This window comes from Allosaccharopolyspora coralli, from assembly GCF_009664835.1.
GTDB lineage: Bacteria > Actinomycetota > Actinomycetes > Mycobacteriales > Pseudonocardiaceae > Allosaccharopolyspora > Allosaccharopolyspora coralli.
The window spans coordinates 2175850-2199515 of record NZ_CP045929.1; the positions used below are offsets into that span (position 1 = coordinate 2175850).

General features: G+C 67.8%; 21 protein-coding genes and 1 riboswitch. Of the genes, 10 read left to right on the forward strand and 11 right to left on the reverse strand.

What is annotated here, in order from left to right; all coding sequences use genetic code 11:
- Positions 1 to 31: 31 nt before the first annotated feature.
- Positions 32 to 595, reverse strand: coding sequence for a TIGR03086 family metal-binding protein (locus GIY23_RS10305; RefSeq protein WP_154076451.1), 564 nt, complete (start codon positions 593 to 595; stop codon positions 32 to 34).
- 250 nt (positions 596 to 845) lie between these two features.
- Between GIY23_RS10305 and GIY23_RS10310 the strand changes: the two genes are divergently transcribed.
- Complete coding sequence (locus GIY23_RS10310; RefSeq protein WP_154076452.1) at positions 846 to 2330, forward strand: peptide MFS transporter; 1485 nt, start codon at positions 846 to 848, stop codon at positions 2328 to 2330.
- A 59-nt stretch (positions 2331 to 2389) separates the two neighbouring features.
- On the opposite strand, the gene GIY23_RS10315 is transcribed toward GIY23_RS10310, so the two are convergent.
- Positions 2390 to 2959 carry a TetR/AcrR family transcriptional regulator gene (locus tag GIY23_RS10315; protein ID WP_154076453.1) on the reverse strand — a complete coding sequence of 190 codons (570 nt, stop codon included), beginning with the start codon at positions 2957 to 2959 and terminating at the stop codon, positions 2390 to 2392.
- Between the two features lie 182 nt (positions 2960 to 3141).
- Here GIY23_RS10315 and egtA point away from each other — a divergent pair, with 182 nt between their 5' ends.
- The 6 genes from egtA (at position 3142) to GIY23_RS10345 (ending at position 8798) form a co-directional block, all read left to right on the forward strand.
- Positions 3142 to 4380: an ergothioneine biosynthesis glutamate--cysteine ligase EgtA gene (egtA, locus tag GIY23_RS10320; RefSeq protein WP_154076454.1), complete on the forward strand. Its 1239-nt coding sequence runs from the start codon at positions 3142 to 3144 to the stop codon at positions 4378 to 4380.
- Positions 4377 to 5723, forward strand: coding sequence for an ergothioneine biosynthesis protein EgtB (gene egtB / locus GIY23_RS10325; protein WP_154076455.1), 1347 nt, complete (start codon positions 4377 to 4379; stop codon positions 5721 to 5723). The genes egtA and egtB overlap by 4 nt, the downstream gene beginning before the upstream one ends.
- The gene (egtC, locus tag GIY23_RS10330; RefSeq protein WP_228717646.1) at positions 5720 to 6469 is read left to right on the forward strand and encodes an ergothioneine biosynthesis protein EgtC; all 750 of its coding nucleotides are present in this window, start codon (positions 5720 to 5722) and stop codon (positions 6467 to 6469) included. Before egtB ends, egtC begins: the two co-directional genes overlap by 4 nt.
- 50 nt (positions 6470 to 6519) lie before the next feature.
- Positions 6520 to 7491 carry an L-histidine N(alpha)-methyltransferase gene (egtD, locus tag GIY23_RS10335; protein ID WP_154076456.1) on the forward strand — a complete coding sequence of 324 codons (972 nt, stop codon included), beginning with the start codon at positions 6520 to 6522 and terminating at the stop codon, positions 7489 to 7491.
- Positions 7492 to 7605: 114 nt separating this feature from the next.
- Positions 7606 to 8196 (forward strand): hypothetical protein, encoded by a 591-nt coding sequence (locus GIY23_RS10340; protein ID WP_154076457.1) that lies wholly within the window; start codon positions 7606 to 7608, stop codon positions 8194 to 8196.
- Between the two features lie 131 nt (positions 8197 to 8327).
- Entirely contained in the window at positions 8328 to 8798 is a 471-nt protein-coding gene (locus GIY23_RS10345) for a nitroreductase family deazaflavin-dependent oxidoreductase (protein WP_154076458.1), read from the forward strand.
- 4 nt (positions 8799 to 8802) lie between these two features.
- Here GIY23_RS10345 and GIY23_RS10350 read toward each other — a convergent pair whose 3' ends face one another.
- Positions 8803 to 9291, reverse strand: coding sequence for a GNAT family N-acetyltransferase (locus tag GIY23_RS10350; RefSeq protein WP_154076459.1), 489 nt, complete (start codon positions 9289 to 9291; stop codon positions 8803 to 8805).
- Positions 9292 to 9526: 235 nt separating this feature from the next.
- Between GIY23_RS10350 and GIY23_RS10355 the strand changes: the two genes are divergently transcribed.
- Together GIY23_RS10355 and GIY23_RS10360 are read left to right on the forward strand one after the other, a co-directional pair.
- Positions 9527 to 10165, forward strand: coding sequence for a DJ-1/PfpI family protein (locus GIY23_RS10355; RefSeq protein WP_154076460.1), 639 nt, complete (start codon positions 9527 to 9529; stop codon positions 10163 to 10165).
- Positions 10162 to 10839, forward strand: a complete 678-nt coding sequence (locus GIY23_RS10360; RefSeq protein WP_154076461.1) for a haloacid dehalogenase type II — start codon at positions 10162 to 10164, stop codon at positions 10837 to 10839. Before GIY23_RS10355 ends, GIY23_RS10360 begins: the two co-directional genes overlap by 4 nt.
- 9 nt (positions 10840 to 10848) lie before the next feature.
- Here the strand turns inward: GIY23_RS10360 and GIY23_RS10365 are convergent, their stop codons facing one another.
- From GIY23_RS10365 to GIY23_RS10395, 7 genes are all read right to left on the reverse strand, one after another.
- On the reverse strand, positions 10849 to 11568 hold the full coding sequence (locus GIY23_RS10365; RefSeq protein ID WP_154076462.1) for a sirohydrochlorin chelatase: 720 nt from the start codon (positions 11566 to 11568) through the stop codon (positions 10849 to 10851).
- Positions 11565 to 11888, reverse strand: a complete 324-nt coding sequence (gene nirD, locus GIY23_RS10370) for a nitrite reductase small subunit NirD (protein WP_154076463.1) — start codon at positions 11886 to 11888, stop codon at positions 11565 to 11567. The genes GIY23_RS10365 and nirD overlap by 4 nt, the downstream gene beginning before the upstream one ends.
- Positions 11885 to 14398 (reverse strand): nitrite reductase large subunit NirB, encoded by a 2514-nt coding sequence (gene nirB / locus GIY23_RS10375; RefSeq protein WP_154076464.1) that lies wholly within the window; start codon positions 14396 to 14398, stop codon positions 11885 to 11887. The genes nirD and nirB overlap by 4 nt, the downstream gene beginning before the upstream one ends.
- Positions 14395 to 15834, reverse strand: a complete 1440-nt coding sequence (locus GIY23_RS10380) for an FAD-dependent oxidoreductase (protein ID WP_154076465.1) — start codon at positions 15832 to 15834, stop codon at positions 14395 to 14397. Before GIY23_RS10380 ends, nirB begins: the two co-directional genes overlap by 4 nt.
- Positions 15831 to 17969, reverse strand: coding sequence for a molybdopterin oxidoreductase family protein (locus GIY23_RS10385; protein WP_222850352.1), 2139 nt, complete (start codon positions 17967 to 17969; stop codon positions 15831 to 15833). The genes GIY23_RS10380 and GIY23_RS10385 overlap by 4 nt, the downstream gene beginning before the upstream one ends.
- A gap of 1 nt (position 17970) precedes the next feature.
- Positions 17971 to 19323 carry an MFS transporter gene (locus GIY23_RS10390; protein WP_154076467.1) on the reverse strand — a complete coding sequence of 451 codons (1353 nt, stop codon included), beginning with the start codon at positions 19321 to 19323 and terminating at the stop codon, positions 17971 to 17973.
- Positions 19324 to 19462: 139 nt separating this feature from the next.
- Positions 19463 to 20185 (reverse strand): sulfite exporter TauE/SafE family protein, encoded by a 723-nt coding sequence (locus GIY23_RS10395; protein ID WP_187352090.1) that lies wholly within the window; start codon positions 20183 to 20185, stop codon positions 19463 to 19465.
- A gap of 110 nt (positions 20186 to 20295) precedes the next feature.
- Positions 20296 to 20361, forward strand: a riboswitch (guanidine-III (ykkC-III) riboswitch).
- Positions 20362 to 20393: 32 nt separating this feature from the next.
- Between GIY23_RS10395 and GIY23_RS10400 the strand changes: the two genes are divergently transcribed.
- Entirely contained in the window at positions 20394 to 20708 is a 315-nt protein-coding gene (locus GIY23_RS10400) for a DMT family transporter (RefSeq protein WP_154076468.1), read from the forward strand.
- Positions 20709 to 20762: 54 nt separating this feature from the next.
- Here the strand turns inward: GIY23_RS10400 and acnA are convergent, their stop codons facing one another.
- Complete coding sequence (acnA, locus tag GIY23_RS10405) at positions 20763 to 23567, reverse strand: aconitate hydratase AcnA (protein WP_154076469.1); 2805 nt, start codon at positions 23565 to 23567, stop codon at positions 20763 to 20765.
- Positions 23568 to 23666: the final 99 nt, after the last annotated feature.

Sequence of the window (23666 nt, forward strand, 5' to 3'; positions counted from 1 at the left end):
TCACGTGGACCGTGCAGAGTGTGTCGCGCGGTCAGCGCTGCCTGCCGAGCAGGGAGAGCAGTCGCGTCTGGAGATCCGCCTGGTCGCTGACCGAAACGGGATCCGCGAAGATTCCTATTCCTTGCATGGCCGGGATCTGCGGAGCGAATACCTGGTGCACCACCTCGACGAGATCGGGGTCGAGCGTGTCGTCCGCGCCGATGCCCCGCGCGAGGTCCCAGGCGTGCACGGTGAGGTCCATCGTCATCTGCCAGCCGTAGTCTTCGGCGGGGATGACCCCGCCGGTCACGAACACTTCGCCCGTGGTCGCGCCCTGCTTCAGCCACGCCGTTCGGGCGGCCCCGGCGGCGGCGTCCCAGCTCAGCACGGGGTCGTCGCCGAGCTGGTCGCCGTCGAAACGGTCGCCGACGTCCTCCAGCCGCGCTCCGGCGAGCAGCTCCGGCGTCCACAACTGCTCGTTGACGAGATGGTTGACGAGGTCGTGCACCGACCACTCGGTGCACGGGGTGGAAGCGCTCCACTGGTCGTCGGCCACGGCACGCACCCGCGCGTCGAACTCGGCCATCGCGCGATGGTGGGCCTGCAACAGATCCATTATCCGATTCCTCCGATAACACGGTATGTATCCGACAGCGTGCGTCGCGTGCTTGTCTTCTTACCGGAATCACCAGATGTGTCGCATTCGCAGTAGCCCGGCAACGTTCTTTGCCGAGGTGTGACCTGTTTTTCCCGCCAGGGGGTGGTCCATGACACTCCGATGAGGAGTACGGTGCCGCACGTTGCTCCGCGCCCGGTGCGGGAGCAGGACGTTTGCGGCACTGCCGCTTCCATCACAACGAGAGGACGTGATCGTGGCTACCGGCGCGGTTGCGGATGCACCACAGCGGGGCTTCTTCGGGCACCCTCGCGGACTGTCCACGCTGTTCTTCACCGAAATGTGGGAGCGATTCTCCTACTACGGCATGCGGGCCATCCTGCTGCTGTACTTGTACTACGCCGTGACCGAAGGCGGTCTCGGGATCGAGGAGTCGAGCGCGGCTTCGCTGGTCGGGGCCTACGGCGCTTCGGTGTACCTGACCAGTGTCGCGGGCGGATGGCTGGCCGACCGGATCCTGGGCGCCCGGCAGTCCGTGTTCTACGGCGGCTTGCTGATCATGTTCGGGCACATCTGCATGGCGCTGCCCGGCGGCGTGCCGACGACGATCGTCGGCATCGCCCTGATCGTCGTGGGGTCGGGCTTCCTCAAGCCCAACATCTCCAAGATGGTCGGTGACCTGTACACCGAACAGGACGACAGGCGGGACGCAGGCTTCACGATCTTCTACATGGGGATCAACATCGGCGCGTTCGTCGGCCAGATCATCACCGGCTACCTGCAGGTAGAGATGGGCTTCCACTGGGGCTTCGGCGCGGCCGCCGTCGGTATGGCTCTGGGACTCACGCAATACGTCCTCGGGGGGCGAAACCTCGGACAGGCCGGATTGAAGCCGCAGAATCCGTTGCCCGCTGACGCCAAGGGCTCCGTGATCGCCAGGGTCGTGGGCATCACCGCCGCGATCCTGGTTGTGCTGGGAGGTTCGTTCGGACTCGGCCTGATCGGCATCGACGGTCTTGTGAACATGATCACGGCGATCGCCATCATCATGCCGATCGTCTACTTCACCGTGATGCTCAGAAGCACGCAGATCACGAATGTCGAACGTGACCGGCTGATCGCCTACATTCCGCTGTTTCTCGCCACCGCACTCTTCTTCCTGCTCTTCGAGCAGCAGGCTACGTCGTTGGTGCTGGTGGCCGATCAGCAGACCGACACCACCGTGCTGGGTTACGAGTTTCCGGTGGCCTGGTTCCAGTCCCTCAACCCGCTGGCCATCATCATTATGGCCCCGATGTTCGCGGCACTGTGGTTGAAGCTGGGCGCACGTCAGCCCAGCACGCCCATGAAGTTCGTCGGCGGTCTCGTTCTGATCGCCGCCAGCTTCTTCTGGATCGTGCTGTCCGGATTCCTCCAGAACAGCGAGGGACAGCATTTCGCGCTCATGATCGCCATGGTTTTCGTGATCATGACGGCCGGCGAGTTGATGCTTTCGCCCGTCGGATTGTCCGCGACGACGAAGCTGGCTCCCAAGGCCTTCGCCTCGCAGACGCTGGGCTTGTACTTCCTCGCTCCGGCGCTGGGGCAGGCCCTGGGCGCGCAGATCGTGAAGCTGTACACGGCCGAGCAAGAGGGCTTGTACTTCGGGCTGATCGCCTTGGCCACGTTGGCCTTCGCCGGCTTGCTCGCGATCGGAGTCAAGAGGATCAATCCCTACATGCACGGCGTGAACTGACACGTCGGCGGGCGTGAGCCTTTTTGGTTGCTATAGCCACCAAAAAGGCTCACGCCGCTTCAGCGGCGGACGCTTTCCTCGACGAGGTCGAGTACCGGGCCGAGGTCGTCGGCGGGCAGGCCCATCGCCAGGTGCGAGACGAGGCCTTCGAGGACCAGTTCGAGGTAGGCGGCGAGCACGTCGATGTCGACGTCGTCGCGGAGGTTTCCCGAATCGCGCTGCCATTTCAGCCGCGCCTTGGTCGCCGCCGTGAGGTGTTCCGAGCGCTGGGCCCAGCGCTCCCGGAAGTCACGATCGGTGCGGAGCCGCCGGGAGACCTCGAGTCGAGTACCCAGCCACTCGACCCCGGTGCTCGGCCCTTCGTGATGCAACAGATCCCGCATCACTTGGACGAGACCCTGATCGGCGACCACGTCCGCCATCCGCGCCGCGTCGTCCTCGGCCAGCGCGAGGAACAACGATTCCTTGTCCTTGAAATGATGGAAGATCGCGCCCCGAGAGAGTCCGGTGGCCTCTTCCAGCCTGCGGACCGTGGCGCCCTCGTAGCCGTGCCGGGCGAAGCAGCTCCGCGCGCCGGCGAGTATCTGACGCCGCCGCGTATCGAGGTGGTCCTGGCTGACCCGAGGCATCCGTTGATCGTCCCAGGTCGACCTATCCCGGTGCAATCCGTACGTACGTATTGTTGTCGGTCATGTCGTCGACGGGGTTGCGGACGTTCGAGTGGATCCGTCCGCGCCGCTGCGACGAAGGGTGCGGTTGTCATGGCACGCCGGTAGCGTCGGAACCCGACCTGCGACGAGAGGCAGTTCCGATGACGAAGGTTCTCGACGCAAGCGCTGCCGACGTTCCGGCTTCCCGACTGCGGACCCGCGCGGAAGCGGAAGCTTACGTGGAGTCGGTGTGCTTCAAACACGGCCCTCCCCGGTTACTCGGGATCGAGCTCGAATGGACCGTCCACCACCGTGACGACCCGCGCAGGCCCCTCGATTCCGAGACATTGCTCGACGCACTCGGCCCGCACGCACCCCGCTCCCTGGCCCCGCACAGCCCGCAGCAGGCGCTTCCGCGCGGTTCGGCACTCACTCTCGAACCCGGCGGCCAGGTCGAGGTCTCGAGTCTTCCCGCCGATTCGATGCGGACACTGTTCGACGCCGCCTCGGCGGATGCCCGTTATGTCGCGAATCTGCTCGCGGGCCACGGTTTGATCCTGGGGGAGCAGGGCACCGACCCCTGGCGCGAACCACGCCGGATCCTCGACGTTCCGCGGTACGCGGCGATGGAATGCGCCTTCGACCGGATCGGCCTCGACGGCAGGCTGATGATGTGCAGTACGGCAGGCGTGCAGGTGTGCCTGGACATGGGCGAGCCGCACCGTGTCGCGGCGCGTTGGGCCGCGTTGCACGCGCTCGGACCGGTCATGATGGCCACCTTCGCGAACTCTCCGTCCCTGTTCGGCGCCGCCACCGGCTGGTCGTCGACACGGACGCGCGCGCTCATGCGCACCGACCCGCCGCGCATGCGTCCCGGTCCGATCACCGCCGATCCCGCGGCGAGCTGGGCGCGCCGCGTGCTGGACACGAGTCTGGTCTGCGTGCGACGCGAGCAGGGGGATTGGACCGCGCCGAACGGGCTCACGTTCGCGGAATGGATCGAGGGCGGTGAGCCGAGGCCACCGACGCGGGACGATCTCGACTATCACCTCACCACGATGTTTCCCCCGGTGCGCCCGCGCGGCTACTTCGAGGTCCGGTATCTCGACAGCCAGATCGGGGACACCTGGCGCCTTCCGGCCGCCGCGCTCATCGCCCTGTTCCGCGATGAGTCCACAGTGGATGAACTCCTGGAGCGGACGTCGCCGGTCGTGGGGCGATGGATGCATGCCGCGCGCCACGGCTTGAACGACGCTGTGCTCGCGCGAGCAGCGCGCGCCGTTTTCGACCTCGCGTGCCGGAATCTGGAGCACACGGACGCTCCGGACGGCATCGCTGCGGAACTCGACACGACCGTCGAGCGCACACTCGCCGAGCAGCAGAAGGGGGTCGGGGCATGACCGCCGAAACCGCTCATCCGTGGGCCGTGCAAGGGGACGACGCCTTGCGTGCGCACGTCGCCGAGGAACTGAGCCGAACCAGGCAGCGCAGTGCGCAGCTCACCGACGCGGTCGACGACGAGGATCTGGAACGTCAACATTCGCCGTTGATGTCGCCGTTGGTCTGGGACCTCGCGCACATCGGCAGCCAGGAAGAGCTCTGGCTGGTGCGTGACGTCGGTGGGCGGGAGGCGGTGCGCCCGGACATCGACGACCTTTACGACGCGTTCCAGCATCCGCGCTCGGACCGTCCACAGCTGCCGTTGCTCGGGCCGACCGAGGCGCGTGAGTACGTCGGAACGGTTCGTACCAAGGTGTTCGACCTGCTCGACGGGGTTCCGTTGCAGGGACGGAGGCTGGTCGACAACGCCTTCGCCTTCGGCATGATCGTGCAGCACGAGCAACAACACGACGAGACGATGCTCGCCACCCACCAGCTTCGACGCGGCGAGCCCGCCCTGCACGCCGAACCGCCACCGCCTGCGGACGATCGCGCGTTGCCCGCGGAGATCGTCGTGCCCGCCGGTCCGTTCACCATGGGCACCTCGACGGAACCGTGGGCCCTGGACAACGAACGACCCGCCCACGACGTGCGCGTCGAGGCGTTCGCCCTCGACACCACGCCGGTCACCAACGGCCAGTTCCAGCGGTTCATCGACGCCGGGGGATACCGGCAGCAACAGTGGTGGAGCCCGGACGGCTGGGCGTTCGTGCAGCGCGCCGAGTTGGAGGCGCCGCGGTTCTGGTTCCGCGACGGAGACCGGTGGATGCGGCGGCGTTTCGGCCACGTGGAGCCGGTTCCGGCAAACGAGCCGGTCATGCACGTCAGCTACCACGAAGCCGCCGCCTTCTCGGCATGGGCGGGCAAACGCCTGCCGACCGAGCGGGAATGGGAGAAGGCGGCGCGGTTCGACCCGTCCAGCGGGCGATCGCGCCGGTACCCGTGGGGCGACGACGATCCCGGCCCGGACCACGCGAACCTGGGGCAACGCCACCTGCGACCCGCACCTGCGGGTGCTTATCCGCACGGCGAGGCGCCGTGCGGCGCTCGTCAGCTCATCGGTGACGTCTGGGAGTGGACCTCGTCGGACTTCCGCCCGTACCCGGGCTTCACCGCGTTTCCGTACCGGGAGTACTCGGAGGTCTTCTTCGGACCGGACCATCAGGTGTTGCGCGGCGGCTCGTTCGGCACCGACCGTGCGGCGTGCCGGGGCACCTTCCGCAACTGGGACTACCCGATCCGGCGGCAGATCTTCACCGGGTTCCGCTGCGCGCGGAGCCTCTCCCGCGACGAGATCGGGTGATCGGCGTGTGTCGACACCTGGGCTACCTCGGCCCGCCCGTCGCCCTGGACGAGTTGTTGCTGCGTCCGGAACACGCGCTGCTCGAACAGACCTGGGCTCCGAACGACATGCGGGGCAGCGGCACGGTCAACGTCGACGGTTTCGGCGCGGGCTGGTACGCGTCGGACTCCACGGTCCCGGAACGGTACCGTCGTTCCGTTCCGATGTGGACGGACACGAATTTCGCCGAACTCGCGGCGCGGACGACCAGCGGTGCGGTCGTGGCTGCCGTGCGGTCGGCGACCGCAGGCATGCCGGTCACCGAGCCCGCGTGCGCGCCGTTCACCGACGGCCGGGTGCTGTTCAGTCACAACGGCTCCGTCAGCGGATGGCCGGATTCGCTGGCGCCGCTGGCCGCCGGACTCGACGCCGTCGACCTGATGACCGTGGACGCGCCGGTGGATTCCGCCGTGGTCTGGGCGCTGGTGCAGCAACGTCTGTCCAAAGGTGACTCCCCGGAGAACGTACTGGGCGGACTGGTCACCGAGATCGCCACACTCGCGCCGGACTCGCGGCTGAACTTCTTGTTCTCCGACGGCGACACCGTGGTCGCCACGACATGGACGCACGCGCTGTCCGTGCGCCGCACACCCGGCAAGGTCACCGTCGCGTCCGAACCCTTCGGTGCTCCCGACGAGTGGGAACCCGTTCCTGACCGTCACCTCGTCGTCGCCACGCTCGACGACGTGCGCGTCCAGGCACTCTGATACCCCGGCGCACCGAGATCCGGGACGCCGACATCACAGGTAGGAGCTTCATGAACAAGCCCGAACTGCTCGTGCACTTCACCGACCAGGACGCCGCCCGCGCGCTGCGCGCCGACGCGCGCGCAGGACTCACCGACACCCCGAAGTGGCTCTCCCCGAAGTGGCTCTACGACGCGGTGGGCAGCGAACTGTTCGAACGGATCACCGCGCTGCCTGAGTACTACCAGACCCGCGCCGAGCAGCAGATCCTGCAGCAGCATGCACTCGGGATCGCCGAACTCAGCGACGCGGGCTCCCTGGTGGAGCTCGGATCGGGGTCCTCGGAGAAGACCCGGCTCCTGCTCGACGCGCTGCGCAAGAACGAGACGCTGCGCCAGTTCCTGCCACTGGACGTCTCCGAGTCGGCGCTGGGAGCGGCATGCGAGGCGATCGCGGTCGACTATCCCGAACTCGACGTGCGCGGGATCGTCGGGGACTTCACCACCGGGATGACCGGTGTTCCCGCCGAGCACCGACGCCTCGTCGCCTTCCTCGGCGGCACCATCGGCAACCTGCTCCCCAACGAGCGCGCGGAGTTCCTGACTTCCGTCCGCGGGGCGCTGACGACGGGGGAGTGCCTGCTCGTGGGGACGGACCTCGTCAAGTCCCAGGATCGCCTCGTCCGTGCCTACGACGATGCGGCCGGGGTGACCGCGGAGTTCAACCGCAACGTCCTCGCGGTGCTCAACCGTGAGCTCGACGCCGATTTCCCCGTGGAGAACTTCACGCACCGGGCCGTGTGGAACGCCGAACAGGAATGGATCGAGATGCGGCTGCGCGCCGAGGCCGCGGTGTCGGTTCGGGTTCGGGAGCTCGGTCTCACGGTCGAGTTCGCCGAGGGCGAGGAACTCCGTACCGAGGTGTCCGCGAAGTTCCGGCGCGACCGGGTTCGTGACGAGCTGTCCGTCGCGGGCTTCGAACTCCGCCGATGGTGGACCGACGAAGCGGGCGAGTTCGCACTGTCGCTGGCGCAGGCACGCTGAACGACGTTTCCCTCGGGGGTCACGGTCCGTGAGCGGTAACGGGAAACGTGGTCAACGCGGTGGCCAGATGTAGCGTCCGCGACCGGCGTGGGCGACTGGCCATCGGGGAACGCCATGTGGACCGTACGTCTCTTCCTCACCGCCGGGCTCGCACTGGTGTTGAGTGCTTGTGCTGCCGGTGTGGACACGCCACCCGCACCGCCGCCGCAACCTCCGGCGACGATCACGGCCAGCCAGCCGGGCCCGCCGACGACCGCACCGGCGGACTGCGATCTCGCCGAGGCCGACATGGACGACGTGACCAAGTCCCGGTGCGGGATTTCGCTGGAGCCCCACGGCCCCAGCGTGGTCACGCCGACCGCGGCTCTGGGGCCGTACGAGAACTGCAGGTGGGATCCCAGCATCGGCTGGTTCTGCCGCTATTCGATCGAGGGCGGATACTTCGACGTGCCGGACGACGATCCCGGACTCGGTACGTGTGCGGGCCGGACATATGACGAATGCACCGAGAAAACGCTGGGCCCCACCTCGGGTTCGACGCTCACCCCGCCCGCCGAGGACTCGACGACGGCTACCCCGGAGTCCACGACGGAGACCCTGGACAGCACGACGGACACGCAGGAAAGCACGACCGAGACACAGGAGAGCACGAGCGAGCAGGACGTCACGACGGACTCGGACGAGGCGCCGACCGACGGGCCCTGAAAGGGCATCTCGGAACTTGGGTAAGTGGTCAAGTTCCGCCGCCCCAGTGCCCTCTGAGTCAGGGAGTGCTGAGCAGAGCGAGTCCTCCGACTCGGCATCGGCGGTCCCGGTGTCTCGGGCAGGATGGGGCCATGGAAGCGGTGCGAAACGTCGCGAGGTCACTCGGCAAGCACGAATGGTTCGCCTGGGTCGGTCGTCAGGCGGTGCCCGTGGATCTCGCAATGCAACGGCGCACCCGGGGCCGGGTGAGTTTCCTGCGAGTGCTCGGTCTGCCGTATCTCCTGCTCACCGCGACAGGCCGCAAGAGCGGTGAGCCTCGTTCCGTACCGCTGCTGTACGCGCCCCACGGCGCCGCGCTGATCGTGGTCGGGTCGAATTGGGGGCAGCGTCACCATCCCGCGTGGTCGGCGAACCTGCTGGCGAACCCGGACGCCACCGTCACCGAACGCGGCGTACGCAAGCAGGTGCGGGCACGCCTCGTGACGGGTGCGGAGCGCGACGAGGTGTGGCGCCACTGCCTCGATACCTGGCCGGCCTACGACACCTACGCCCGACGAGCCTCGGACCGGGAGTTGCGCGTGTTCGCGCTGGAACCGCGGTAGGTGATCAGAGGAAGCGGTGCATGATGTGCAGCCCCACGAACCCGTACTCCGGGTGCTGGAACCCCTGCGGCACGGTGCCGATGATGTCGAACCCGAGGGACTTCCACAGTGCGACGGCCCGCGTGTTCGACTCGACCACCGCGTTGAACTGCATCGCCAGGTAGCCGTCTGTGCGCGCGCGGTCCAGCACGTGCTCGCCCAGCGCCCGGCCGAGACCCTTGCGCCCGGAAGCAGGATCGACCATGAAACTCGCGGTCGACACGTGGGCGGAACCGCCGCCGTGATTGGGCCCCATCTTCGCGGTACCGAGCACCGTGCCGTCGTCGTCCACGGCGACGACGGTCGTGGCCGGGGGTGCGCCGAACCAGATCGCGCGCAGCGCATCGGAGTCGAGGTCGCGCGGGTAGGCATAGGTTTCACCCGCCGCGACGATGCCCCGCATGAACTCCCACATGTCCGGCCAGTCGTCGACGGTCGCGTCACGGATCAGCATGCTCCGAGCATTCCGGAATCGGAGCGCGCACGCCACCGTCCTCGTCGCGCGTCACAGCGGGCCGGGGCGGTACGTGGCGACGAGGACCGACCAGCCCGTCCGGCCATGTTCGCCCTGTGGCGGAGTGGTCGGGTTCTGGATGTCGTGGTCGCCTTGTCTACGCCCGAGTTTCGGGCGACTGTCGGTGCACCGTGCGACAGTGGCTCGGCCAATGAGAACGCGGGACGGGGGAGCGATGTCGAAGGAGACGGTGCACCTCGCGGTGTACGACACGCTGGCCGACTGGGAGTACGGGCACGCGGCCGCTCACATCAACGACCCGCGGTTTCAACGCGAGCCGGGGCGCTACAAGATCGTGACGGTGGCGCCGACGCTGAATCCGGTGACCACGGCAGCGGGTGTCCGGATGGTGCCGGATCTGGCGGTGACGGAACTGCGTCCCCGCGACAGTGCCCTGTTCCTGCTACCAGGAGCGACTGCGTGGGACGCCGGTGAGCTCGGGGAGTTCGCGGACAAGGCCGGGGAGTTCCTCGACCACGGTGTTCCGGTCGCCGCGATCTGCGGCGCGACGATGGGCCTGGCTCGGGCCGGGCTCCTCGACGACCGGGCGCACACCAGCAGCGCCGCCGGTTACCTGGCCTGGTCGGGGTACGCAGGAGCGAGTCGGTACCTGGACGAGGCTGTCGTCGACGATGGCCTGCTCATCACTGCCGGACCGCAGTCCCCTGTCGATTTCGCGACGGCGATCTTTCGCCGCCTGGACCTCTACGAGCAGGATTTCCTCGACGCCTGGTACGGCTTCCACCAGCATCAGGATGCAGGCCTGTTCGAAACGATGATGACCCGAGCGACGCAGGAGGAATCGTCCGCATGACGACGCGGAGCGGGCCCGAATGGGTCCTGTTCGACATGAACGGAACCTTGCTGGACCCGTCCACGCTCAGCGCACACCTCCCGAGTCCGCTCGACACCGAGTCGGCGGCGTTGGGTCTGCTGGACGAGTCGATCGGGCAATCGATGGTGGACACCCTCGTCGGCCGTCCCAGACGGTTCGGTGAGTACCTCGCCGCGGCGACCGCGCGGCGGTTGCGGCTGGCCGGAATGGACGCAACTCAGGAGCTGGTGGACGAAACCGTGGCCGCGGTCCGGCAGATGCCCGCGTTCGACGAGGTGCCCGCTGCGCTCGACCGGCTGCGGGACGCCGGCCTGCGGCTGGGGGTGATCACCAACAGCGCCACCGCGGTCGCCGAGGACGCGTTGTTGTACGCCGGCATTCGGGACCGCTTCGAGGGTGTGGTCGGCAGCGACGTGCCGGGGGTGTTCAAGCCCGACCCGCGCGTCTACCGGGTCGGCGTGGAACGTCTGGGCGCGAGACCGGAACAGGCGTTCTTCGTCGCGGCGCACGGCTGGGACACCCACGGCGCCCGCGCCGTCGGGTTGCGCACCGCGTGGGTGAGTCGCAAGGAGCGGATCCTGCTCGACTCGTACGCGGACCCGGAGGTGTCCGGGTACGACGTCGACGAGGTCGCACAAGCGATCCTCGAGTGAGCGTGGGGCTCACATGGGCCCGCACGTGGTACGTCGTTCACTGTGAGGGGGACGCGTCGCCGTAGCTGTGAGGTAGCGACGGACGATGAGATCGATCACCGCGGGGTGGTCACCGAGTGGCTCGGCGACGACTCGGACGGGAAGGTCGCGTAGCCGCTGATGGAACAGGCCGGGAGCCAACAGGTACGGCGCGATGGCGACTCCGCCGGGGTTTCCTCCGGCGCCGGCGGCGGCGCTGAGGCGATCACGGGTGCGGGGCTCAGTCGTGACGTAGGTCGGGTTCAGCGCCCGACCGAGAAGGGAGCCGAGGTGCTCTGCCGCGGTCCGAACATCCGCGAGCGCCTGCGCGTCGGACGACCCGGCAGCGGAGAACACGACCGACTCACCAGGTCCCGAGCCCGCTTCGCTGAGCCGGTCCCGCATCGCGACCCCGAGTTCCGGGGCGGGGCCGAGAGCGTCGGCCACGACCACGCGCTCGTGTGAGAACAGTTGGCTGGGGAGATCAGTGCGAACGTGGTAGCCACGGGCGAGAAGGGCGGGTACCACGACCGCGTACCCGCCGACCCGGTCGACGACGTCCCCGATCGTCGGCTCCACCACGTCGACGTATCCCAGGTGCACCTCCGCTTCCACACTCCGGGCAACCCGGTGGGTGAGCCGTTCAAGAAGCCGTAGCCCTTGGCGATCTCGGGTTCCGTGGGCTGCGAGCACGAGCGCGCGTTGCCTCATCGCAGGGCCACCTCGATCAGATTCTCGCGCCGCCGAACGTCGTAGGTGGGCAGGGCGGCGTCCGGGTCGTCCAGGCACGAGCCGGTGCGTAGTGAGAACACTTGTTTAAGCATCGGTGAGGCCACCGTCGGCTCCCCGGCACGGTCGCCGACGATCCCACGAGCGATCACTCCGGCACCGGAGAAAGGGTCGACGTCGCCGACGGCGAACAGCTCGTCGTCGGCGGTGCGGAAGACCGCGACCGGTTGACCGTCGACAAGCGCCGACACACCGTTGGCGGGTACGAGGAACGTGTAGGAACACACCGGGTGCCAGGTCATGCGGATACCTCCGTGCTGCGGACTGTCGGGGTGGGCAAGCTGACCGGGGCCGGTCGGATCTGGCCGCGTTCTTCGGTGAATCCGATCGTCGGGTCGGGTGAGTCGGGCGCGTTGACGAACGAGACGAAGCGGGCCAGCTTGTCCGGGTCGTCGAGGACTGCCGCCCATTCGTCGGTGTACGCCTCGACATGTCGAGCCATGGACGTTTCCAGCTCCCCGGCGATCCCGAGCGCGTCGTCCACGACGACTGCGCGGAGGTGGTCGAGACCCCCGTCGAGGTCCTCGAGCCAGGCGGCGGTGCGCTGCAGCCGGTCCGCTGTACGTACGTAGAACATGAGGAACCGGTCCAACGTCCGGATGAGTCCGTCGTCGTCGAGATCCGCGACGAGCAGCTGGGCGTGCCGAGGGGAGAATCCACCGTTGCCGCCGACGTAGAGGTTCCAGCCCGATTCGGTCGCGATGACCCCGAAGTCCTTCGACCTGGCTTCGGCGCATTCGCGGGCGCAGCCGGAGACGCCGCCTTTGAGCTTGTGCGGTGAGCGTAGGCCCCGGTAGCGGAGCTCGAGCCGGATCGCCATGCTCACCGAATCCTGCACTCCGTATCGGCACCAGTCGGTTCCCACACAGGACTTGACGGTGCGCAGGGCCTTACCGTAGGCATGCCCTGATTCGAAGCCCGCGTCCACGAGTCGCTGCCATATCCGGGGGAGTTGCTCCACGCGAGCTCCGAAAAGGTCGATGCGTTGACCACCGGTGATCTTCGTGTAGAGAGCGAACTCGCGGGCGACCTCACCCAGCACGATGAGCTTGTCGGGCGTGATCTCTCCGCCAGGAACACGGGGCACCACCGAGTAGGTGCCGTTGCGTTGCATGTTGGCGAGGAAGCGGTCGTTGGTGTCCTGGAGCCCGGCGTGTTCGCCCTCCAACACGTGTCCCCGGTTCAGGCCGGCGAGGATCGACGCGACGGCGGGCTTGCACAGGTCGCAGCCCGCACCCCGGCCGTAGCGGGCGATGAGTTCGGAGAAGGTGTCGATACCGGTGCCACGGACGATCTCGAAGAGTTCCGGCCGCGAGTGGTCGAAGTGTTCACACAGCGCGTTCGAGGTTTCCACGCCGCACTCGGTGAGCAGGGTCTTGAGCATCGGCACGCACGATCCGCACGAGGTCCCGGCCCGGGTGCAGTTCTTTACTCCGGCGATGTCGTCGGCTCCGCCGGCTCGCACGGCATCGGTGATGTTCTGTTTCGACACGTTGTTGCAGGAACAGATCACGGTGTCCGACGGCAGCGCTGCCGAATCGAACTCCGCTCCGGCCGGGAGCAGCAGCTGCTCCGGCGGAGCAGGCAGTTCCCGGTCGACGAGCGGACGGAGTGTCGCGTAGGCGGTGGCGTCGCCGACGAGCACTCCGCCTCGCAGAGTCCGCGCGTCGTCGCTGACCACCAGTTTGGCGTAGGTACCCGCAGCGTTGTTGGCGTAGACGACCTCCAGTGCGCCGTCGGCGGTGGCGTGGGCATCGCCGAAGCTCGCGACGTCGACGCCGAGCAGTTTGAGTTTCGTCGACATGTCAGCGCCCGGGAACGGCGTGGGGTCGAGATCGAGTAGCTGTCCGGCCACGACCTCGGCCATCGCGTACCCGGGGGCCACGAGCCCGTACGAGGTGCCGCGCACGGCGGCACACTCACCGATGGCGAAGACACGCTCGTCACCGGTTCGGCACCAGTCGTCGACGAGGATCCCACCCCGTTCTCCGGTTTCGAAGCCCGCCGCGCGAGCGAGGTCGTCGCGAGGCCGGATCCCTGCCGAGAACACCACCATGTCGGCGGAAATGCGAACTCCGTCGGTGAGTACGACCTCGTTCGCCAGCCCGTCGCAACCCCCGATCCGTTGCACTCCGGCGCCACAGTGGACGTCGACGTCGAGCCCGCGCACCAGACCGTCGAGTACCTGGCCGCCACCATCGTCGACCTGCAACGGCATCAGTCGAGGTGCCATCTCGACCACGTGGGGACTCATTCCCAGAAGTCGCAGAGCATTCGCGGCTTCGAGACCGAGCAGCCCACCGCCGACGACGACGCCCTCACCCTCGGTCGCCGCCGCTCGGATCGCGTCCAGGTCGTCCACTGTCCGGTACACGAAGCAGTTGCCGAGGTCGTGTCCCGGCACCGGCGGGACGAACGGAGACGAACCGGTCGCGAGTACGAGAGCGTCGTAGGGGACGGACCGACCGTCGGACAACGTGACGTGCCGGCCGACTCGGTCGATCTCGGTCGCCTCGCAGCCGAGAAGAAGGTCGATGTGCGGGTCGGTGAACAGCTCGGGGGAGACGAGCGTCAGGTCTTCTGCAGTAGACCCATCCATGTAGGACGACAGCGCGACGCGATCGTAGGCGGGAAGACGTTCCTCGCCGATGACGACGATCTTCCAGGAACCGGACTCGTCTTTGGCGCGGAGTTCCTCGATCAGCCGGTGGCCGACCATTCCGTGACCGATGACGACAACGGTGCGGGTCATGCTGCACCTTCCTCTCCTGTGTTCTGTTCCGGGAAAGCACCGTCGGCGACCCACGCACGGCACAGCGCACGGATGTCGTCGGCGCAGCCGCCGCATCCTGTGGTGGCACGTGTCGCCTCGGCCAATGTCGCGACGTCACGGGAACCCGCCTGCCATGCGTCGGCGAGTGCGCGTTTGGAGACGGTGTTGCAGCGGCAGACGACGCTGTCCTGTGCGAGATCCGCAGGCTCGGTTCTCGCCGGTCCACCGGTGCCGAGGACCAGCCCCAGCCGGTCCCACGGCACGGTCCTGCGTTCGTCGTGCAGCCGGGAGATCGTGGCGATCGCGTCGGGAAAGCCGATGAGCACGGCGCCGTCGACGCGTTCGTCGCGCAGCGTGAGAGTCGCGTATCTGCCCCGTGCCGGATCGGACATCGTGACCCGCTCGATGTCGGGATCGGCGCACGGGGTGGCCGCGCCGATCGAGACGAGGTCGATCCCACGCGCTTTGAGCCTGGTCACGGTGCTGGCGGGTACGTAGCGAGCGGTCGCGTCCGCCCCGGTGAGGACGCGGGCCAGCACGTCGGCCTGGTCCCAGGCGGGCGCGATGAGACCGGGGACCTGTCCACCGTGCTCGACGCAGTCACCGATCGCGTGCACGTGCGGGTCGTCCGTGCGCATATGATCGTCGACGACGACACCGCGGTTCACGGCGAGTCCCGCCTGGTCGGCGAGTTCGGTGGCGGGGGTGACACCCGTGCACAGCACGAGCGCCTCCGTGTCGAGACACTCACCGTCGTCGAGACGGACCGAGCCTTCGGTGTAGTTCGTGACGCCGCGTCCGAGACGGAGATCGATGCCGATGGCCCGGAGATGGTCGGCGAGCAGTCGGCCCCCTGCAACATCGAGTTGGCGATCCATCGGGTGAGTGCCGGGATGCACGAGCGTGACGGCGTTGCCGTCGGCCGCGAGGCCGTACGCCGCTTCGACACCGAGCACTCCGCCACCGAGGACGACCGCGTGCCCGCCACCGGTCAGTTGATGGGACAGCCGATCGCAGTCGTGCAGGGTGCGCAGCGCCGTGACTCCTCGCGGCAGGTGTCCGTACTCGTCGGCAAGGCCGGGAACCGGAGGAACACGAGTGGTGGCGCCGGTAGCGAGCACCAGGTCGTCGTAGCTGTGCACCACTCCGTCGTCACCCCGCACGAGGCGTCGTTGGCGGTCGATCTCGGTGACGGTGACGCCGAGTCGGATCCGGACGTCACGAGGGGCGTCGGGCAGGGTGACCGCGTCGGCATCGAGAGTGCGATCGAGCACGGAGGACAACAGGACCCGGTTGTAGGCCGGGAGTGTCTCCGCACCGAGAACGGTGATCTGGCCGCGATGTCCGTGGTGGCGTAGCCGCTCGACGAGCCGGTGCGAGGCCGGACCGTTGCCGACAACGAGGACGTGACTCATCCGTACACCTCCGTCTGACCGGTGGAGTCCACAGGGGACGAGCCTGCTGTTGTGGATTTCGGGCCGGCCAACGCGGACAGCGCGTCCAGTCGCACGGCGGCGACCTTGAATTCGGGCATGCGGCTTCGGGGATCCAGTGCCGCGGGTGTGATGAGGTTCGCGCTCCCGTCGGCGGGAAAATGGAACGGTAGGAAGACGGTGTCGGTTCGCATCGAGGGTTCGACCCGGACCCGTGCGATCGTGCTCCCGCGGGCCGAGGTCACCCGAGCGAGCTGTCCGTCACGGACTCCCGCACGTTCGGCCGTGTCCGGGTGCACCTCGACGAACGGCTCCGGGTTCGCCGCATGGAGGTCGGGAACCCGCCGGGTCTGCGCACCGGACTGATACTGGGTGAGCACGCGGCCGGTCGTCGCCCACAACGGAAGGTGGTGGGTCGCGGCGTCGTGCGGGGGACGGTGTTCCACAGGCACGAAACGTGCTCGCCCGTCGGTGTGCGCGAACCAGTCGAGGAACAGACGCGGAGTGCCGGGATGATGCCCCCGGCTGATCCTGGGGCACGGCCAGTGCAGCGCCTCTCCGGAGTCCAGCCGCGTATAGCTGATTCCCGAGTAGTCGGCGATCCCGCCCCGGGAGGCGCTGCGCAACTCTTCGAAGACCTCTCGAGCACCGGTAGGAAAGCGATGCCCCGGCTGGCCGAGCCGGGTGGCGAGTCCGTGCAGCACCTCGAGATCCGAGCGCGCGTGCGAAGGGGGGACCCGTAGCCGCCGGCGTCGCAGGACGCGTCCTTCGAGGTTCGTCACGGTGCCCTCTTCTTCGGCCCACTGCGTCACCGGCAGCACCACGTCGGCCAACTGTGCCGTCTCGGACGGCACGAAGTCGGCCACTACGAGTAGATCCAGTGCCCGCAAGCGTTCAACGACGTGCTGGGAGTCCGGTGCGGACACCACCGGGTTCGAGCCGAACACAAGCAGGGCGCGGGGACCGTCCTCTTGGCCGAGCGATGCGAACAGTTCCGCTGCACTGCGCCCCGGGCCGGGCAGGGAGGCCACGTCGACGCCCCACTGATCGGCGATGTGTTGGCGTGCCGCCGGATCGGTGATGGAACGGTAGCCCGGAAGCTGGTCGGCCTTCTGACCGTGCTCTCGTCCGCCTTGACCGTTGCCCTGGCCGGTGAGACACCCGTACCCGCTGCCGTCGATGCCCGGAAGTCCCAAGGCCAAGGCGAGGTTGATGAATCCGGACACGGTGTCCGTGCCCTTGCTGTGCTGCTCCACGCCTCGCCCGGTCAGGATGTAGGCGCGTTCGCCCTCGGCGAGCATTCGCACCGCGGCGCGGAGGTCTGCGACCGGGACACCCGTCTCGCGCTCGACGCGTTCCGGCCACCAGGTCATCGCGCGCTTCCAGGCCTCGTCGAATCCGGACGTGCGGGATCGGACGTAGCCGGTGTCGCAGAATCCGTCGACGACGGCGATGTGCAGCAGTCCGAGGACCAGAGCGAGATCCGTGCCGGGCGCCGGTTGCAGGTGAAGCGCGGCGCGCTGCGCGGTGGCCGAGACCCTGGGATCGAGCACGATCAGCGACGGTCGCGTCAGGTGCTGCATGAGGGGTGGCATCGTTTCGGCCACGTTCGCGCCTGCGAGCATCACGACGTCGGCGCGGCCGAGGTCGGTCACCGGGAACGGGAGTCCTCGATCGAGTCCGAACGCCGCCGACCCCGCCGCGGCGGCGGAGGACATGCAGAAACGTCCGTTGTAGTCGATCTGACGGGTGCCCAGAGCGACTCGCGCGAACTTCCCGAGCAGGTAGGCCTTTTCGTTCGTCAGGCCGCCGCCGCCGAACACGGCGGCGGCGTCGGCGCCGTGTTCCCGTTGCGCGGCACGAAGTCCGATCGCCACGACATTGAGGGCCGCGTCCCACGAGCACGCCCGCAACTCGCCGTCGTTCCCGCGCACGAGCGGGTGTTTGAGGCGGTCCGGCGTGTCGAGCAGCGTCGGGGCGGTCCAGCCCTTCTGACACAAACCGCCTTGATTGACAGGGAAGTCCGACGGCCGGACGACTACTCCGGTGCGCTCACGCGTCAGGATCGTCCCGCATTGCAACGCGCAGTAGGGGCAATGCGTGGTGACGGTGCGGATGTCAGGCACGGGTGGGCTCTCCTCTCACCGCGGCGGGTTCGGCTTGTGCGTACAGCAACCACGTCACCGCGAGACACACGGCGTAGTAGACGAGGAACGACAGGAACGCGGCGTCACCTGTGCCCGTTTCGCGGTAGGACACGAGGAAGGCGAGGTTGATGACCACACCACCGAGCCCACCGACGGCGCCCGCGATTCCGACAACGGATCCGGTGAGCTTCTTGGCTCCAGGAAGTGAGCCGGTGTCGGCGCCGTCGTTGTGGGCCTGGTTGTGGAACACCGCCGGAATCAGCTTGTAGACCGAACCGTTTCCGATACCGGTCAGCACGAACAGGACCGTGAAGGCGACGAGAAACGTCGGCAACGACTTGAGGGTGGATGCCGCGAGCAAGGCACCGGTCCCGCCCGCCATCCCGACGAACGTCCACAACGTCACGCTCGCGCCGCCCCAGCGGTCCGCGAGCCATCCGCCGACGGGACGGGACAGCGAGCCCAGCAGTGGACCGAGGAAGGTGACGCCGGCGGCGTCGAGCGGGCTCGCGTCGAACTGGTTCCGCAGCACCAGACCGAACGCGACGCTGAAGCCGATGAACGACCCGAAGGTGCCGAGGTAGAGCATCGACAGCGTCCACGTGTGGGGCTCCCGGACCGCGGCACGCAGGGTTCCGGCGGAGGTACGCACCGCGTCGATATTGTCCATCCAGCAGGCGGCCCCGACAGCTGCGAGGACGATCAGGGGGAGGTACGTGCCTGCGACGACTGCGGGGTTCGTGCGGCCGATCGTGGCGATCACCAGCAGGCCGACGACATGCACGACCGCGACGCCCAGATTGCCGCCGCCAGCGTTGAGTCCGAGAGCCCAGCCTTGGTGGCGTTGCGGGAAAAACTCGGCGATGTTCGTCGTCGACGAGGCGAAGTTTCCGCCGCCGAGCCCGGTCAACCCCGCGATGAGCAGGAACACCCACAGTGGCGTCTCCGGCTGCTGCACGCAGTACCAGGCCAGAGATGCGGGCACGAGCAGCACCGCCGTGCTGAGGACGGTCCAGTTCCGTCCGCCGAACCGGGTCACAGCCCAGCTGTATGGCAACCTCAGCACTGATCCGACCAGCGTGGGCGTGGCGACGAGAACGAACTTCTCGCCGACGGTGAAGTCGAAACCGATCTCCGGTGAGAGGAACAGCACGAGCACCGACCAGATGCTCCACACGGAGAATCCGACGTGTTCGGCGACGACGGACATCGCCAGGTTCCGTCGGGCGGTCCTGTTGCCTTGTTGCTGCCAGAACTCTTTGTTCTCCGGATCCCACCCCTCGATCCAGCCGCGTCGGGCTGCGGGACTAGCGGTCGTCGTCAACGCGAGGTCCTCTCGTCGGTGTCGGTTCCGACGCTAGGTATCGCGCGTTTCCGGCCGAGGTGTCGTGTGTTTCCGGTGTGAAACGAACACAGCGGGCACGTTTCGGGCGGATGTAGTGAGAGTGACCCCGACCACCGGTTCAGGCCATCATGCCTCGCAGCACGAGCACCAGCGCGCTCCCGGCGGAGACCACGAGCACGGCGGGCCGCATCCTTGCACCGTCGACGAACCGACGCAGCGGCGAGGACACCGCGAAGCCGAGGGCGGTGAACGGGAGCAGTCCCACCCCCGCCAAGACTCCCGAGAGGGTGACCTGACCGCCGACGAACAGGAACAGCAAGGAGACGATGGTCCCGAGCACGCTGACCGCCGCCAACGTCGCTCGCAATCGCGGTCCGCCCGCGTACTGGTAGAGCAGCGCCACCGGCGGCCCGCCGATGGAGGATGCGGTTCCGGCAACACCGCTGGCGACACCGGCGGTGACGAGCGAACCGGTCGTGGGGCGTGGCTGCCACGAGGTCATGGACAACGCGACGAAGCAGAACACCAGCACTCCGATCGCAATGCCGAACTCCCGCGCGGGCAGCAGGGCGACCATCGCGACTCCGATCAGGGAGCCCGGGATCCGTCCAGCGCTGAGGTAGCCGACGCCACGCCAGTGGACGTGCTCGTGCTCGCGCGCCCAGGTGAGTGTTCCCAGCACGGCGAGCGGGATCAGCAGCGGGACAGGCACGTAGCTGGGATCCACGAGGGTGACCAGCGGAGCGGCGACAAGGTTCATCCCCATTCCGATGCTGCCCTGCACGACGGAACCGAGGAAGATCGCCGCAGCCGCGATCGCGAACACCACCAGCGGTGACACCCAGGCTCCTCCGACTCGTCCCGACCCCACGAGACTATCGCGTGAGTCTTTTTGGTGGTCCCAGCCACCAAAAAGGCTCACGCGCTGCGCACCGTGCTAGCGTCGGCTCAGTCACGACGCGCGGTTGTGTTCTCCGGACGAGGGTGCCGTACCCGGTCACGTCAAGACGGCACTGCACCGAAATTCTCGTCGTCCGTGGAGGTCTACCGTGGCGTGGATCGTGCTCGTCATCTCCGGAGTGTTCGAGGCCGTGTGGGCGGCCGCGCTCTCCCGATCGGAAGGACTCACCCGGCTGGTCCCGAGCCTGGTGTTCGTCGTCACCCTCGCCGTGAGTATGGGCGGGCTCGGCTACGCACTGCGCACCCTGCCGCTGGGTACCGGCTACGCCGTATGGGTCGGCATCGGCACCGTCGGCGCCGCCCTCTACGGCATGGCCGTGCAGGGCGACCCTGTCACGGCGGCGCGGGTGAGCTGCCTGGTCCTGATCGTGGCCGGAGTCATCGGCCTCAAGGTGCTGCACTGACAGAGGCGTGAGCCTTTTTGGTGGCTATGACCACCAAAAAGGCTCACGCGCTCGTTACGACCGGACCATGGTGCGCAGCACGTACTGCAGGATGCCGCCGTTGCGGTAGTAGTCCGCCTCACCGGGAGTGTCGATGCGCACGGTCGCGTCGAATTCCACCGTGGACCCGTCGGATTTGGTGGCGGTGACCTTCACGGTGCTCGGGGTTTCGCCGTTGTTCAGCGCGGTGATCCCGGCGATGTCGAAGGTCTCGGTCCCGTCGAGACCCAGCGACTGCGCGGATTCACCGTCCGGGAACTGCAGCGGAATGACGCCCATGCCGATGAGGTTCGAGCGGTGGATCCGCTCGAACGACTCGGTGATGACGGCCTGGACGCCGAGCAGGCGGGTGCCCTTGGCCGCCCAGTCGCGGGAAGAACCGGAGCCGTACTCCTTGCCACCGAGGACCACCAGCGGGGTGTTCTGCGCGGCGTAGTTCTGCGCGGCGTCGTAGATCGTCGTCTGCGGACCGCCGTCCTGCGTGAAGTCGCGGGTGTAGCCGCCCTGCACGTCGTCCAGCAGGAGGTTGCGCAGCCGGATGTTGGCGAAGGTGCCCCGGATCATCACCTCGTGGTTGCCGCGTCGGGAACCGTAGGAGTTGAAGTCCTTGCGCTCGACACCGTGCTCGCTGAGGTACTTGCCCGCAGGCGAGTCGGCCTTGATCGCACCGGCAGGAGAGATGTGGTCGGTGGTCACCGAGTCGCCGAGCAGCGCCAGCACCCGCGCGCCGGAGACGTCCTGGACCGGAGCCGGGTCCATGCCCATGCCCTCGAAGTACGGGGGCTTGCGCACGTAGGTGGACTGCTGGTCCCACTCGAAGGTCTCGCCCTCCGGGGTGGGCAGCGCCCGCCAGCGCTCGTCGCCCTTGAACACGTCGGCGTAGTCCGTGGTGAACATCTCCTGCGTGATCGCGGAGTCCATCGTGGACTGCACTTCCTGCGGCGACGGCCAGATGTCGCGCAGGAACACCGGCTTGCCCTCGGTGTCGTGGCCCAACGGGTCGGCTTCGAAGTCGAAGTCCATCGTCCCGGCCAGCGCGTAGGCGATCACCAGCGGCGGCGAGGCGAGGTAGTTCATCTTCACGTCGGGGTTGATCCGGCCCTCGAAGTTGCGGTTACCGGACAGCACCGACGTGACGGCCAGGTCGTTCTTCTGCACCGCCGCGGAAATCTCCTCCGGCAGCGGCCCGGAGTTGCCGATGCAGGTGGTGCAGCCGTAGCCGACGAGGTGGTAACCGAGCTTCTCCAGGTACGGCCACAGGCCGGCCTTCTCGTAGTAGTCGGTGACGACCTGCGAGCCGGGTGCCATGGAGGTCTTGACCCAGGGCTTGCGGGAGAGGCCCTTGTCGACGGCGTTGCGGGCCAGCAGCGCGGCACCGAGCATCACCGAAGGGTTCGAGGTGTTGGTGCACGAGGTGATCGAGGCGATCACGACCGCACCGTGGTCGAGCTCGAAGTCGCCGTACTCGTCGGTGTGGACCGTGATCGGGTTGCTCGACCGGCCCGAGGCGCCGTCGGCGGCCGAGACCAGACGCGGCTTCTCCTCGTGGTGGGTCACCGACACCGGGTCGCTGGCCGGGAACGACTCCTCGCCCGCCTCGTCGAGTGCGGCGTCGTCCGGGCTCTGGACCTCGACGTAGTCGGTGAGGGACTTGCGGAACGACGGCTTGGCGTCCGAGACCTCGATGCGGTCCTGCGGGCGCTTGGGTCCGGCGATCGACGGCACGACCGTCGACAGATCCAACTCGAGGTACTCGGAGTACTCCGGCTCGGCGCTGGGGTCGTGCCAGAGGCCCTGCTCCTTGGCGTAGGCCTCGACGAGGTCGACCTGCTCCTGCGGACGGCCGGTGAGCTTCAGGTAGCGCAGCGTCTCCTCGTCGATCGGGAAGATCGCGGCGGTGGAGCCGAACTCGGGGCTCATGTTGCCGATCGTGGCGCGGTTGGCCAGCGGCACCGAGGCCACACCGGAGCCGTAGAACTCGACGAACTTGCCGACCGCGCCGTGCTTGCGCAGCATCTCGGTGATCGTGAGCACCACGTCGGTCGCGGTCGCACCGGGCGGGATCTCGCCGGTGAGTTTGAAGCCGACGACCTTCGGGATGAGCATCGAGACCGGCTGGCCGAGCATCGCCGCCTCGGCTTCGATGCCGCCGACGCCCCAGCCGAGCACGCCGAGGCCGTTGACCATCGTGGTGTGCGAGTCGGTGCCCACGCAGGTGTCCGGGTAGGCCTGGCCGTTGCGGGACATGATCGAACGCGCCAGGTGCTCGATGTTGACCTGGTGGACGATGCCGGTGCCGGGCGGGACGACCTTGAACTCGTCGAAGGCGTCCTGACCCCAGCGAAGGAACTGGTAGCGCTCCTTGTTGCGCCCGTACTCGAACTCGACGTTGCGCTCGAAGGCGTCCGGTTTGCCGAACACGTCGATGACGACCGAGTGGTCGATGACCAGCTCCGCCGGGGCGAGCGGGTTGACCTTGGAGGTCTCGCCGCCGAGGTCCTTGACGGCCTCACGCATGGTGGCGAGGTCGACCACGCAGGGCACACCGGTGAAGTCCTGCATGATCACGCGGGCGGGCGTGAACTGGATCTCGGTGTCCGGCTCCGCGTTCGGGTCCCAACCGGCGAGCGCGCGCACGTGGTCGGCGGTGATGTTCGCACCGTCCTCGGTGCGCAGCAGGTTCTCCAGCAGGATCTTGAGGCTGTACGGCAGGCGCTGCGCCCCGTCGACCGCGTTGAGCCGGAACACCTCGTAGGAGGCGTCACCGACCTTCAGCGTTCCACGGGCGCCGAAGCTGTCCTTGCTCGCTGGTGCAGTCACGTTAGCTCCATCTCGCGACTCGGGTGGGCGCACACGTTCGGGTATGGCCGGGAGTCTCGCGCACGTCAGCTGAGCGTGCGCGTGAACCCGGCTTCACGG